At 62.3% G+C, this 13,494-nt stretch carries 12 protein-coding genes and 1 pseudogene; 7 read left to right on the top strand and 6 right to left on the bottom strand.

What is annotated here, in order from left to right; all coding sequences use genetic code 11:
* Positions 1-38 precede the first annotated feature (38 nt).
* From ABVN19_RS02215 to dinG, 3 genes are all read right to left on the bottom strand, one after another.
* Positions 39-1,184, bottom strand: a complete 1,146-nt coding sequence (locus ABVN19_RS02215) for an EstA family serine hydrolase (RefSeq protein WP_028943511.1) — start codon at positions 1,182-1,184, stop codon at positions 39-41.
* A gap of 149 nt (positions 1,185-1,333) precedes the next feature.
* Complete coding sequence (locus ABVN19_RS02210) at positions 1,334-3,589, bottom strand: beta-agarase (RefSeq protein ID WP_028943510.1); 2,256 nt, start codon at positions 3,587-3,589, stop codon at positions 1,334-1,336.
* Between the two features lie 81 nt (positions 3,590-3,670).
* The gene (gene dinG / locus ABVN19_RS02205; protein ID WP_028943509.1) at positions 3,671-5,815 is read right to left on the bottom strand and encodes an ATP-dependent DNA helicase DinG; all 2,145 of its coding nucleotides are present in this window, start codon (positions 5,813-5,815) and stop codon (positions 3,671-3,673) included.
* Between the two features lie 97 nt (positions 5,816-5,912).
* Here dinG and ABVN19_RS02200 point away from each other — a divergent pair, with 97 nt between their 5' ends.
* Complete coding sequence (locus ABVN19_RS02200; RefSeq protein WP_028943508.1) at positions 5,913-6,377, top strand: CopD family protein; 465 nt, start codon at positions 5,913-5,915, stop codon at positions 6,375-6,377.
* Between the two features lie 87 nt (positions 6,378-6,464).
* On the opposite strand, the gene ABVN19_RS02195 is transcribed toward ABVN19_RS02200, so the two are convergent.
* The 3 genes from ABVN19_RS02195 to ABVN19_RS02185 all read right to left on the bottom strand — a co-directional run bounded on the left by ABVN19_RS02195 (position 6,465) and on the right by ABVN19_RS02185 (position 8,245).
* Positions 6,465-6,734, bottom strand: coding sequence for a DUF1145 domain-containing protein (locus ABVN19_RS02195; protein ID WP_028943507.1), 270 nt, complete (start codon positions 6,732-6,734; stop codon positions 6,465-6,467).
* 15 nt (positions 6,735-6,749) lie between these two features.
* Complete coding sequence (locus tag ABVN19_RS02190) at positions 6,750-7,466, bottom strand: OmpA family protein (RefSeq protein WP_028943506.1); 717 nt, start codon at positions 7,464-7,466, stop codon at positions 6,750-6,752.
* 89 nt (positions 7,467-7,555) lie between these two features.
* Positions 7,556-8,245: an OmpA family protein gene (locus tag ABVN19_RS02185; RefSeq protein WP_028943505.1), complete on the bottom strand. Its 690-nt coding sequence runs from the start codon at positions 8,243-8,245 to the stop codon at positions 7,556-7,558.
* A 157-nt stretch (positions 8,246-8,402) separates the two neighbouring features.
* On the opposite strand from ABVN19_RS02185, the gene ABVN19_RS02180 reads away from it, so the two are divergent.
* The 6 genes and pseudogenes from ABVN19_RS02180 to ABVN19_RS02155 all read left to right on the top strand — a co-directional run bounded on the left by ABVN19_RS02180 (position 8,403) and on the right by ABVN19_RS02155 (position 13,358).
* Positions 8,403-8,897 carry a DUF6231 family protein gene (locus tag ABVN19_RS02180; RefSeq protein WP_028943504.1) on the top strand — a complete coding sequence of 165 codons (495 nt, stop codon included), beginning with the start codon at positions 8,403-8,405 and terminating at the stop codon, positions 8,895-8,897.
* Between the two features lie 4 nt (positions 8,898-8,901).
* Positions 8,902-9,378, top strand: coding sequence for a YchJ family protein (locus ABVN19_RS02175; RefSeq protein ID WP_028943503.1), 477 nt, complete (start codon positions 8,902-8,904; stop codon positions 9,376-9,378).
* Between the two features lie 5 nt (positions 9,379-9,383).
* Positions 9,384-9,854, top strand: a complete 471-nt coding sequence (locus ABVN19_RS02170; protein ID WP_036989702.1) for an LEA type 2 family protein — start codon at positions 9,384-9,386, stop codon at positions 9,852-9,854.
* Positions 9,855-9,860: 6 nt separating this feature from the next.
* Positions 9,861-10,061, top strand: coding sequence for an SEC-C metal-binding domain-containing protein (locus ABVN19_RS02165; RefSeq protein WP_036989700.1), 201 nt, complete (start codon positions 9,861-9,863; stop codon positions 10,059-10,061).
* A 93-nt stretch (positions 10,062-10,154) separates the two neighbouring features.
* A complete protein-coding gene (locus tag ABVN19_RS02160; protein WP_028943501.1) occupies positions 10,155-10,799 on the top strand; it encodes a glutathione binding-like protein in 645 nt (214 codons plus the stop codon).
* A 116-nt stretch (positions 10,800-10,915) separates the two neighbouring features.
* Positions 10,916-13,358 (top strand): annotated as a pseudogene (locus ABVN19_RS02155) (penicillin acylase family protein).
* Positions 13,359-13,494: the final 136 nt, after the last annotated feature.

Genomic DNA, 13,494 nt, shown 5'->3' with positions numbered 1-13,494 from the left:
AATAGCCAAAGGGTTCAGGTAACACCGGGGTTAACCGATCAAAGGCAACTGCCCAAGACCCGTACCAGCTTCTGCGCTCGCGGGTCCATCAGTACATAAGGCCCCAGGGTATTGGTTACAAAACCGAAGGCGACATCGTGTTCAGGGTCGGCAAACCCGACCGACCCGCCCGCGCCTGGATGACCAAAGGCTTTGCTGCCCAGACCGAAGGTGGCATTGGCTACCGTCGGCTGGTCGAGCATGCAGCCCAGGCCGAAACGGGTGCGGGTCAACAGGGTTTTGTCATCACCCAGGCTGTGTTCGCGGGTCAGCTCATCCAGCAACTCGGACTCAAGCAGGCTGCCGTCGAGCAAGCCGGCATAGAACCCTGCCAGGCTGCGGGCATTGCCATGACCGTTGGCCGCAGGCTGCTGCATCCGCCGCCACTCGGGCTTATTGGTGCTGGTCAGCATCCCTGGCGGGTTGGTGAAGGCACGGGTAGACAGTGCCTCCGGCTCGCGCAGGGTAACCTGCAGCAAGCGCTGGGCCGCTTCATCGCCCATGTTGCCCTTGCCCCTGGCAATATGCGCCACCCGGTGGAACTGCTCATCGGCCAGGCCAATGTGAAAATCCAGGCCCAGGGGCCGTGCCGTGCGGGCAACAATGGACTCACCCGGCTCACGTCCGTCGGCGCGGCGAATCAACTCACCGATCAGCCAACCGTAGGTGATCGCCGCATAACCGTGAGCGCTCCCGGGTGTCCACCAGGGCGTTTCAGCGGCCAGGGTGTCGACCATGGTCTGCCAATCATAGAAGGACTCGGCACTCAACAACTGACGAATGGCCGGCAACCCGGCCTGGTGGCAGAGCAGCTGGCGCAAGGTGATCGCCTGCTTGCCGGCTTGGGCAAACTCTGGCCAGTAACGGGCAACCGGAGCGTCCAGCGACAGCTTGCCCTCACCTACCAATTGCAGGGCGGTAACCGCCGCAAAGGCCTTGGTGCAGGAAAACAGATTGGCGATGGTATCGCTATGCCAGGCCTCGGCACCGTCCTTGTCGGCGGTACCCGCCCAGAGATCAACGACCGTCTCGCCACCCACCTGGATACACAGCGCCGCACCACGTTCCTGAGGATCGTCGAACAACGCCGCGAAGGCTTCGCGCACTGCTTCGAACTTAAGCTCGTAATGACCCTGAATCTGCACCCAGCCGCTCCCGAATACACCAAAACCCAAAATGGCGTGCATTGTTTCAGCCTGCGGCGGATTTGGGAACAGACAGCGGTCAGGCAGTTGCCTGCCCAGAAAGCAGTGCGGCCCGGCGCACGCAGGTGCGCCGGGTCGACAAGCAGGGATTACGGGGCTGTTGCTGCCTTTTCGGGCGCTGCGAGCTTGCCGATCTGCGCCTGCGCCTGCAGGTTGCTTTTACGCACACTCTCGACAAAACCCTGGAACGGTACATCGGTAATGCCCACCAGGCCGAAGTGTCCGTTTTCCCCATCCAGCAAACGCCCGCTGGCCGGTTGATCCAGGTACTGGAACCAGTGCACCCCGACAATCGTTGGCTCAGCCAGTGCGGCCTTGACGAAGGCAGCATAGGAAGGCCCCCGCGCCTCCTCCTTGGCCACCTCCATCGGCCCTGGCCAGAACGGGCCGCGATCACGCGAGCCAAACTGGAACTCGGAGACCAGCACCGGCTTGTCCAGCGCATTGAGTTGGCTGAAATCGTAACCGTCCTGGGGCTTGGGTGTGTAGAAGTTGAAGCTCAGAACATCGCAGAACTCGGCACAGGCAGCCACCGCTTCCGGCGTACTGACCGCATAGCGCCCGCCCAGCAGCAAGTGATTGGGTGCATGCCACTTCAAGGAGTCGGATATGGTCTTGAAGTAGGTTTGGGCAAATACCTTCTGGAAGTATTTGAAGTCGGCCTCGATCTCCGGGTACTCCGGGCTTGGCAAGGGCGGCTCGAAACCTGGGTCTTCCATAAGTTCCCAGGCCGGCAGGTCGATACCCCAGGCCTTGGACAACCCCGCCTGGTTACGGTACTTGTCGCGCAACTGCTTGAGGAAGGCACGCTTGGCCGGCACATCGGTGGTCAGGCGCAGCGTCCCGTAGGCCAGGGCATAGCGCGCCTTGGGATCATCGCCCGGCGCGGCCCAGGCCAGTTCGTTGTCGGCGAAATAACCGATCAACCAGGGGTCGTCGCGGTGGTCTCGCGCGGCAATGGCTACCGCACGTTCCGTGGCCATGGCAAAGCGAGGGTCGAACGGGTCGGGCATACGGCCCCACCAATCCATGCCCGTGCTGATGCTGGTGTAGTCACCAACGATCGACAGCGGCAAGGTATAGGCGATGCGATCAGCCTGCCCCACGGCGGAATCGCTCCAGTTGCCCAGGGTGTTGAACCCCCAACCCTGCAGGCGATCAAGGGTATGACCCTGCCAGCGCTGCTTGTCCACGACTGACGCCGGGCAGTCCACTGCCGGCGCTGTGTCGGTTGCAGCAGCCGGGGTGCAGGCCTTGCCATGGGTGCGCTCAAGGTTGGCGGCATAGAAGTCGTACCAGCGCCCCTGGTTGAAACCGCGCCCGCTGGACGAGCCGTTGCCGTCGTTGTTGTCACCTTCACCATAGAACTGCGCCAGCGGCTCGCCCTCCTGTGGCAAGGTGGTGAACATCGACTCGCGCCCAGCCACATAGGTGCGCCCACCGTCGGGGGCGACCGCATTGACGCCCAGCGAATAGAACGGATGGCCCTCAGGAGTGACCAGGTACCATCGCCCGTCCTGCTTTTCGGTGCGGAAGAAACCCTTGGCCTCGAAGCGTACGCCGGTGGTCACGCCACCGAACTTGTCGTGGGGCAATTGGCTGCGCTCGGCCATCCAGCCCTTGAGTTGCTGCTGTTCGCGAGCCGCCGCTGCCTTGAGCTGGTCGTCGCTGACAATCTTTTCCGGCCAGCGCGCCCGGGTGGACTGGCCGTAGCCATCGATCAAGCCGGTATAGACGGCCTTTTGCACTTGCTCATCGTCCTGGGTTCCAACGCGCTCGATCATCAGGCTCTGGGCAACGTTGGGCTTGTTCATCGACAAGGTCACCGACACCACTTGCTTGAGGTCCACCTCGCCCGCGCTGCTGGTCAACAACCAACGCTGGCCTTCATGTACCCACGGCATCGGTGGCCCGGCACGCATGCCCTGGCTCAGCGCTGAGGTCGCCTTCAACGGCACCAACACCGTCTGCGCTGGGCCAGCCGGCAAGTCGATACGACTGGTGAGCGTCTTGCCGTCGCTACTCAGTACCGTGACATCTACCGTGAGTGGCCAGTCCATGCCGCTTTGCAGGCGCAAGGTCATGGCCGTAGCACTGGACCAGTCCCAGGCGCCCGATTGCGGGCTCAGTTTCAGGCTGGGCCGCTCGACGGGGTTGAATACCACCCGGCGCAATACCTCACCCTCGGCCGTCTGCTCTGCATTGTATTGCGGCAAACTGGCATCCTCGGTCGCCACATTGACCACGGCGGCCGGGCGCACGAAGCTGAACAGCGTCTGTTGCCCGGCCAGCAACGGGGTGCTGAACAACAGGGCGAAGACAGCGGGCAAGGTACGGCGAATCATAGGGCTGGAGCTCTCCTTGAGGGCCCTTGCGGGCCTTGAACTGAGTCATAGACAACGCCCCGGCGTATTTCTCTGCGGGGGTCAGGAAATTTCCCGTCGAAACGGCGGCAGAGCGTTGAGAATAGCTTTGCCGTAGCGCTGGGTGACGACGCGTCGATCCAGCAGGGTGATGGTGCCGCGATCCTCTTCGGTACGCAGCAGGCGACCGCAGGCCTGGATCAGACGCAACGAGGCGTCCGGCACGGCGATCTCCATGAACGGGTTGCCGCCACGCGCCTCGATCCACTCGGCCAGGGCAGCCTCGACCGGATCATCGGGCACCGCGAACGGAATCTTGGCAATCACCACATGCTCGCAATAGGCGCCTGGCAGGTCGACACCCTCGGCAAAACTGGCAAGGCCGAACAACACGCTGGTGTCACCGCCATCGACCCGCGCCTTGTGCTTGTTCAAGGTTTCCTGCTTGGACAGGTTGCCCTGAATGAACACTTGCTTGCGCCAGTCCCGGTCCAGGCCGTCGAACACGTCCTGCATCTGTTTGCGTGAAGAGAACAGCACCAGCGTACCGCGCGAGCCTTCGACCAGCGCCGGCAGGTCACGAATGATCGCTGCGGTATGGGCGGCGGCGTCCCGCGGATCGGCACGCAGGTCCGGCACCCGCAGAACACCTGCATCAGTATGATGGAACGGGCTGGGCACGACGCTGGTCACGGCGTCCTTGGGCAGGCCGGCACGCATGCGGAAGCGATCGAACTTACCCAGCGCCGTCAGCGTTGCCGAGGTCACCAACGCGCCATGGGCGACGTTCCAGAGGTTGCGGCGCAGCATCTCGGCCGCCAGGATCGGGCTGGCGTTGACCTCGATATCGAACAGCGCGCCACTCTCGGCCAGGGTCAGCCAGCGCGCCATGGGCGGGCTGTCTTCCGGGTCTTCGGCGGTGAAGGCGGTCCACAGCTCCCAGTTGCCCTGGGCACGCATCAGCAGACTGCCAAACAGCGGATACCACTCTTCAGCCTGATGGCTGGCAATGCCGATGCTCACCTCCGCATCCATGCCCTCCTTGAGCAAGTCGGTCAGGCGGGTGAACAGGTCGGTCAAGCGTGAGAAACCCTTCTTCAGCTCGATGCCCATCTCGCGCATATGCTCGGGCACTACCCCGCCCTCGAAGCGATGGCGCGGCCGTTCACGGCCTTCCATGTCTTCGCCGGGACGGAAGTCAGCCACCTGCTCACAGGCACTGAACATGAACTGCTGCTGGGCCTTGATCTCCCGGGCCAGCTCCGGCACCTGCTCGATCCACTTGCCCAGATCGCCCGGCAACGGGTGCTGGGCCAGCAGTTTGGTCAGGTTCTTGGCAGTCTGCTCCAGCCAATCGGCGGTGGAACGCAGGCGGGTGTAGTGGGCGAAATGGCCGATGGCCTTGTCGGGCAGGTGGTGGCCTTCGTCGAATACATAGATGGTATCGCGCGGATCAGGCAGCACCGCACCGCCGCCCAGGGCCAGGTCGGCCAGGACCATGTCGTGGTTGGTGACAATGACATCGACTTTGCCCATGCCTTCACGGGCCTTGTAGAAGGTGCACTGGCCGAAGTTAGGACAGTGGCGACCGGTACACTGGCTATGATCGGTGGTCAGCCGGGCCCAGTCCTGGTCTTCGAGGGCCTGGGGCCAGCTGTCGCGGTCACCGTCCCAACGGTTGCCGGCAAGCTTCTCGATCATGCTGGTGAACAGCTTCTGGCTGGCCTCGTCGACTTCGATCCTGAAGCCTTCCTCTTCGAACAACTGAGCGGTGGCCGATTGTGCATGGCCCTCCTGCAGCAACAGGTCGAGCTTGGACAGGCACAGGTAGCGGCCACGCCCCTTGGCCAGGGCGAAGCTGAAGTTCAGGCCGCTGTTGCGCATCAGGTCGGGCAGGTCCTTGAAAACGATCTGCTCCTGCAAGGCGACCGTCGCCGTGGCGATCACCAGGCGTTTGCCAGCGGCTTTGGCAGCGGGGATCGAAGCCAGGCTATAGGCGACCGTCTTGCCGGTACCGGTGCCGGCCTCGACCGCCACAATGGCGGGTTCACCAACACGGCGACCTTCGTCATCGCAGTCGATATTGCCAAGGACCTTTGCCACTTCGGCGATCATCAGGCGTTGGCCATAGCGAGGCTTGAGGCTCTTGGCTTCGAGAAAACGCGAATAGGCGCCCTGAATCGTGGTTTTGAGTTCGGTGCTGATCATGGTGTCGGGGCGCCCGGAGGGCTGGATAAATTTTCAGTGTTTCGATTGGGTCGCTATCATACCCCGCTATTGCCCTTTGCGCCGAATGGAGATCCCGATGGCCGCCTTTGCCCTTCCTTATAGCCTGCACGTCCTGGCCGCCCTGGTGTGGGTCGGCGGGATGTTCTTCGCCTGGTTGATCCTGCGGCCTGCGGCGGTTGCAGCCCTTGATGGCCCCGCTCGCCTGCGTTTATGGGCAGCAGTATTTCAGCGTTTTTTCGTGTGGGTCTGGGTGGCGATCGCTGTGCTGGTCATTAGCGGCGTGGGCATGCTGCACATGCGTTTTGCCGGCTTCGACGGGGCGCCACGCTATGTTCAGGTAATGATGGGCGGAGCGATCGCGATGATTGCGCTGTTCATTCGTATCCAGTCATTGCTGCTGCCGGAGCTGCGTAAAGCGGTCAAGGCAGAAGACTGGCCGACCGGTGCTACGGTTCTTGGGAAAATCCGCCGGGTGGTGGGTTTCAACCTGCTGCTGGGGATCGCCGTGGTCGTGGTCGCCACTGCCCGCCTGCCAATCTGACGGCGCCAGGAGCACCGGTGCGACGTCTCGACGTGCCCTGCGATTGCAATTGGACTGCAGGATTGCAATCGCGGGACAAGCCCGCTCCTACGGTTTAGCGTGGACGGGGGGCGGAATCGAAAGCACATGAAAGATCCCGACCAAGAGGATCTGCAACCGATCGAACCAGCGATGGCTGCGGTCACGCAGGCGGCCGTTATAGGCCAGCACTTCCAGTAGGTGCAGCCCCAACAATCCGATCCCGACGGCGCTGATCAGTTTGTTGAAGGGGAACGCCTGGGGAATCAGCAGATTCACCAGCACTACCCACCAGAACACCACCGTCAGCGCCTTGCCCAACCCCAAAAAAACCTTCATGGATGCCCCCTGCCATTAGTTCAGGTGCAGTTCCACCCTGCGGTTCTGTGCCCGCCCCTCCTCGGTGTTGTTGTCTGCAATCGGCTCGCTCTCACCCCGGCCCTGGCTGGTGACTTTAGCCGGAGACAACCCCTGGCTGATCAAGTACTCGGCAACGCTGCTGGCTCGCCGCTCGGAAAGCGTCTGGTTGTAAGCGTCAGCCCCCTGGCTGTCGGTGTGCCCGATCACTTTGACGCTGACCACGCTGGCGGCGTTCAGCTTGTTTGTCAGCGCCTGCAATTGCGTATGGGCGCTGCTGGTCAGTTCTGCAGAGTCGAATGCGAACATCACCGCGCCCTGGTCATTGAGGGTAATCACCTCGGGCACAGGGGCAGGCTCGGCTTTTTCGGCGACCGGATACTGTGGCAATGGGCAACCGTTATGGCTGACCGGAGTATTGGCCGGGGTATCCGGACAGTTATCACGGCGATCGAATACGCCGTCCTCATCTTCGTCACCGTCCTGGGCATAGCAGATCAGCCCACCGGCGATCGCGCCAGCGGCACCGGCCCCCGCGGCCCATGCAGAACTTTCAATAGCCCCCAGTCCACCGCCGACAAGTCCGCCGAGCAGGCTGCAGATTGGCCAGGTCCTTTGATTGAGTGGTGCGCTGCCATCACTGTGAGTAGCGCAACCGGAAAGCAGGCTTGCCGCCACCAGCACTGATACCGCGGCCTTGGAGAGAACACTCATGGGAATTGCTCCTGTGTCACCGGTCGCTACCGGTCACACAGGAGTAAAGACCGGCCCGCGGCACTTCTCAAGCCGCAGGCCGTCGCGCGTCAGCGCTCGATGCGAATTTCCACCCGCCGATTCATCGCCCGGCCTTCAGCGGTAGCGTTGTCCGCTTCCGGACGGCTCTCACCGGCGCCTTGAACCGAAACGAAACTGGCTTGCGGTACGCCGCTGCTCACCAGGTAATCGGTGACCGATTGGGCACGGCGTTCAGACAGTTTCTGGTTGTAGGCATCACGACCGACACTGTCGGTATGCCCGGTCACACTCAACCTGGCGCTTGCCGCTTCGTTTTTCAGGCGAGTCGCAATGGTGTTCAAGCGCTCCTTGTCGGCTGCGGTCAGTTTCGCCGAGTCGAATTCGAAGTGAACATCACGAATCACGATCACTTCTTCCTTGACCACTACTACTTCTTCAACCACGGCAGGCTCAGGTGGGCATCCATTGGCATCGACCTGAACGCCACGAGGCGTACCCGGACACTTGTCACGGCTGTCCGGTACACCATCACCATCTTCATCACCATCGCCATGGGCCCAGCAGTAACCTGCTGCCATACCCGCACCCAGCAAGGCCCCCCAGCCAGCCCAACTCGAGCTTTCTATAGCGCCCAAGGCTGCGCCGCCCACACCCCCGACCGCCGCGCATTTCGGCCAGTCGGTTTTTTGCAAACCTGCACAACCAGTCAACACGCTGGTAAGCAGAACCAGAGGTAAAGCTGTGCGTACTATGCTCATTTGTTGCATCTCCTGGGATTCGGTGCAAAACCGATGCTCATGGGAGTAAAGACCCGCCAATCCATCTCCGCCAGCAATAAGCCATGATGCCGCCATCAGTCACTATGCGCGGGGGCCCGGGACCGTTAGTCTTGACGCATCTGACCGAGGATTCCCGATGATTGACGGATTTTCCCAGCGCACGCCGCAACAGGCCCTGGCCGCGCTGCTTGAACGACATGCGCCACAGCGCCTGCTGCTGGTGGGTTCGCGCTTCCCTGCCCTGGAGGCCTTTGCCCAGGCCCACCCGCAGGTCGAGATCGCCCAGGCAGCCCCTGGACCGTTGCCCGCCGAGCTGGCGGCGCAACGCTTCGACCTGGCCCTGCTGGTCGATTGCCTGGAGCACCTGCCCAAGCGCAACGGCCTGCAATTGCTGGGCGGTATCCGCAATCTCAATGCCAGTCGCGTGGCCGTGCTGGCGGACCTCGAAGCCTGCCAGTGGCAAGACACCGACTTTTTCGCCCTGGCCCTGCAGGCCAATGAAAAATTTCAGCGTGGTGAACAGGTTCTGAGCCTGTTCACCTATGATCTACGTGAATACAAACAGGTACCGGACTGGCTCAACGCCAAGTTCTGGGCCAACCCGGAAAATTTTGGCAAGTACTGGTGGTGAAACAATGAGTGTCTCGGTTTGTCCCTGCGGCAGCGGTAACCTGCTCGACGCCTGTTGTGGACATTTCCATGCCGGCCAGCCGGCACCCGACGCGCAAGCCCTGATGCGCTCGCGCTACAGCGCCTACGTATTGGGATTGATCGACTACCTGGTAGCAACCACCCTGCCCGCGCAGCAGGCAGGACTGGATCGCGACAGCATCATGGCCTGGAGCACCCAGAGCACCTGGTTGGGCCTGGAGGTCGAAGGTGCCGAAGTGTTCGGCGGCCAGCCTGAACATGCCTTTGTCACCTTCACAGCGCGCTGGCACGACAATGATGGTGAACACAGTCACCGTGAGCGCTCGGCTTTCGTGCAAAACCACGGCCGCTGGTACTTCATCGACCCCACCGTAGGCCTCAAGGCCGGACGCAACGACCCCTGCCCCTGTGCCAGCGGGCAGAAATTCAAGAAATGCTGCTCCAGCTACCTGGGTAACTGAGGTTGATGGCCCGTCTGTTGTTGCTCAGCCTCCTGATACTGCAACTGACGGGCTGTGCCAGTTGGCTGGGCGATGATTACCGTGACCCCGAGGTCCACCTGGTCAAGGTCGAGGCGGTCAAGATGCGCCTGCTGGAGCAGGAGTTCGTTCTTCATGTGCGCGTCGACAACCCCAATGACGAGCGCCTGTTCATCCGCAGCCTGAGCTACACAGTGCACTTGAACGAACTGTTGCTGGCCGAGGGGGAATCGAGCTTGTGGCGCAGTGTGGGCGGGCACGCCCGGCGCACCTTCAAGATTCCGGTGCGCACCAACCTCTGGGCGCAGGTCAAGCCCCTGGCCAAACTGCTCAAGAATACCGATCAGCCGCTGCACTATCGTCTCGATGGCGAGCTCAGCAGCGGATTAATCTTCACCCGTGACCTGCACTTGTCGCGCAGTGGTGAGATAATTCCCGGCGATCTTTTACCGGAGTAACCCGCAATGACCCAACAACCCCATGTTCATGGCCCAGACTGCAACCACGATCATGATCATCACGACCATGACCACGGCCATGTTCACGGCCCGCACTGTAACCACGCCCCCCAGGAGCCAGTGCGCAATACCCTGAAGGACGTCGGTCGAAACGACCCATGCCCGTGCGGCAGCAACAAGAAATTCAAGAAGTGCCACGGGGCCTGATCACAGCCCTGTAACAGCGGTCGCCGCCTGTGGTATGCATAGGCGCGACCGCTGCGCGCCGGCGCAGCAGCCAGTCATTCGACGGAGCGTGCCATGATCGACCTGTATTACTGGACCACCCCCAACGGCCACAAGATCACCCTGTTTCTCGAAGAAACTGGCCTGGCCTACACGCTGCACCCGATCAATATCGGCAAAGGTGAACAGTTCGCCGCCGACTTCCTCAAGATCGCCCCCAACAACCGCATTCCTGCCATCGTCGATCACCAACCAATGGACGGCCAGCCGCCACTGTCACTGTTCGAGTCCGGGGCCATCCTTTTGTACCTGGCCGAGAAAACCGGCCGCTTCATTGCCCACGACCTGCGCGGCCGCCAGGAGACCCTGCAGTGGCTGTTCTGGCAAATGGGCGGCCTGGGCCCGATGGCCGGGCAAAATCATCACTTCAATCGCTTTGCCCCGGAAAAGATCCCCTATGCAATCAAGCGCTATGTGGATGAGACGGCTCGCCTGTACGGGGTGCTCAACAAACGCCTGATGGACAGACCGTTCGTCGCCGGGAACGAGTACAGCATCGCCGACATGGCGATCTATCCCTGGATCGTTTCGCACACCTGGCAAGGGCAGAACCTCGACGACTTCCCGGCCCTCAAGGAGTGGTTCGAGCGGATTCAGGCGCGTCCTGCCACCCAACGGGCCTATGCCCTGGTCGAGCAGGTCAACCCGCCGCAACCCTGACACCGCCGTGATCGACGCGAGGCTTTGAAAATAAAGGCTTCGCCCCCGCTTGCATGGTGTGGTCGGGCTCACTAACGTAGCGCCTTTTAGTCGCCACGCCCTGCAGGAGCCCATCCATGGCCGCGCCAGCCTTTCCCCCTTCCCCCCCCCCGGTTCGGCGTAGCCGCAGCGATGTTCGGCTTGCTTGCCCTGGGCGGCTGCCAGATGGGCGGCTATCGCGACAGCGTGCCACCGAGTACGGGTGTGCAGCCGCTCAAAGGCCTGGCGCAGAATGTCTCGGTGCGGCGCAATGCCCAAGGCATGCCGCTGATTGAAAGCAGCAACTTCCACGATGCCCTGTTCGCCCTGGGCTACGTACATGCCAGTGACCGCATCGGGCAAATGGTCGGCATGCGCCTGCTGGCCCAGGGTCGTCTGGCCGAGATGGCCGGCGCCGACGTGCTGGAGGTCGACCGCCTGATGCGCGCTGCCAACCTCAAGCAAACGGCCAACCAGCTCTACGCCGATGCTTCGCCTCGCCTCAAGCGCTTCTTTGAAGTCTATGCCCGCGGCGTCAACGCCTACCTGTTCCGTTACCGCGACCGCCTGCCAGCCCCCCTGGCCCAATATGGCTACCGCCCCGAGTACTGGAAACCGGAAGACTCGGCGCTGATCTTCTGCCTGTACAACTTCAGCCAGTCGGTCAACCTGCAGGAAGAACTGGCCGCCTTGACCCTGGCGCAGAAGGTCGGCAGCGACAAACTGCCCTGGCTGTTGCCCAGCTACCCTGACGAACCCTTGCCGATGGCCGAGGCCGACAAGCTCAAGGGCTTGAGCCTCTCCAGCCAATTGAGCGCCCTGGCACCACTGGCTGCGGCCAGTCAGCAACTGGCGGCCCTGAACCTGTTGGGTACGGCCGGCTCCAGCAACTGGGCCATAGCCCCGCAACGCAGCCGCAGCGGCAAGAGCCTGCTGGCCAGCGACACTCTCGGTGCCTGGGCCATGACCCCTGTGCAGATCCGTGCGCCCAAGTACCAGGCTGCCGGCGTCACCCTCGCCGGTCTGCCGCTGGTGCTCTCGGGTTACAACGGCAAGCTGGCCTGGAGCACCAGTGCAGTCATGGCCGATAATCAGGACCTGTTCCTGGAACGCCTCAAGCGCGAAGGCAGTCGTCTGATGTACCAGGCCGACGGCAAGTGGCTACCGACGCTGGCCCGCAATGAAACTTTCTTTATCAGGGGCCAGCGCCCGCAGCGTGAAACCCTGTTCGACACCCGCCACGGCGCCTTGCTCGGCAGCACACAGAACGCCAGCCTCGGTCTGGCCCTGCAAGTACCGCAGCTCAAGGGTGACATGAGCATGGATGCGTTCTTCAACCTGTCGCGGGCACAGAACGTCGAGCGAGCCTTCGACAACACCCGGGAGATCGGCGCCGCCGCGCTGAACTTCGTCTTTGCCGACGCCAGCAACATAGGCTGGCAAGTCAGCGGACGTTTCCCCAACCGCCGCGAAGGCCAGGGACTGTTGCCTTCACCAGGCTGGGACGGCCGCTACGACTGGGATGGCTACGCCGACCCGATGCTGCATCCCTACGATCAGGACCCACTGCAGGGCTGGCTCGGCAATGCCAATCAGCGCAGCGTGCCCAAAGGCTACGGCATGCAGTTGTCCAATAGCTGGTACTACCCCGAACGCGCCGAGCGTCTGGGGCAATTGGCGGGTAACGGCAAACACGACAGTCGTAGCCTGATTACCATGCAGAACGACCAGACTTCGCTGTTCGCCGGCAAGCTCAAGGCAATGTTCGAGGCACCGGGCATGGCGCAATCGCTCAAGCAGGCCATCGACAGCCTGCCCATCGACCAACGGGCCAAGGCCCGGGAAGCCTATACCCGTTTGATGGCGTTCGATGGCCGACTGAGCACCACCTCGGCCGATGCAACCTTGTATGAACTGTTCCTGCAGGAAAGCGCGAAGTTGACCTTCCTGGATGAACTGGGCCCGGAGTCCTCGGCCACCTGGCAGGCCTTTGTCGCAAATGCACGCCTGTCGTATTCGGCGCAGGCCGACCACCTGCTGGGCCGGGAAGACAGTCCTTTCTGGGACGATGTGCATACGGCGCAAAAAGAAGACAAACCTGCGATCCTCGCTCGTAGCCTGGCGGCTGCCGTCAACGCCGGCGAAGCGCAACTGGGTAACGACCGCCGCGCCTGGCAATGGGGCAAGCTGCACCAGTACCGCTGGCCTGCACCGACCTTCCATGGCCTGGGTGATGAAGTCAAACGTGGCCCGCAAGCCACCGGTGGCGATCACAGCACCCTGAACCTTGCTCCGTATGCCTGGGGCCAGGACTTCAACGCCCAATTGCCGCCGTCGCTGCGCATGGTGGTCGACTTCGGCCAGGTCGAACCGCTGCAACTGCAAACCAGCAGCGGGCAGTCCGGCAATCCGGCCAGTGCGTATTTCGCCGATGGCCTCGATGCCTGGTTCCAGGGCCGCTACATGAGCCTGCCCCTGCAACCGCAGAACTTCGACCGGGCCTACGGCAGCAAACGCCTGACCCTGGTACCGGGCAAGTAAACCTTACCTGCCCGCGCAGCCGGTGCAATGCCGGCTGCGCTGATCCATATCAACTGCCCCCGCCCGCAATTGCCTTACAACGAAACTGGGGCGAAGTTCGCCCCGGTTCTGCCTGATGATCTCTGAAAACGATTGC

Origin of the sequence: Pseudomonas vranovensis, from assembly GCF_040438935.1 — a bacterium.
In the GTDB taxonomy this organism is placed as follows: Bacteria; Pseudomonadota; Gammaproteobacteria; order Pseudomonadales; family Pseudomonadaceae; genus Aquipseudomonas; species Aquipseudomonas vranovensis.
This window is presented reverse-complemented; position numbering and strand designations above follow the sequence as displayed.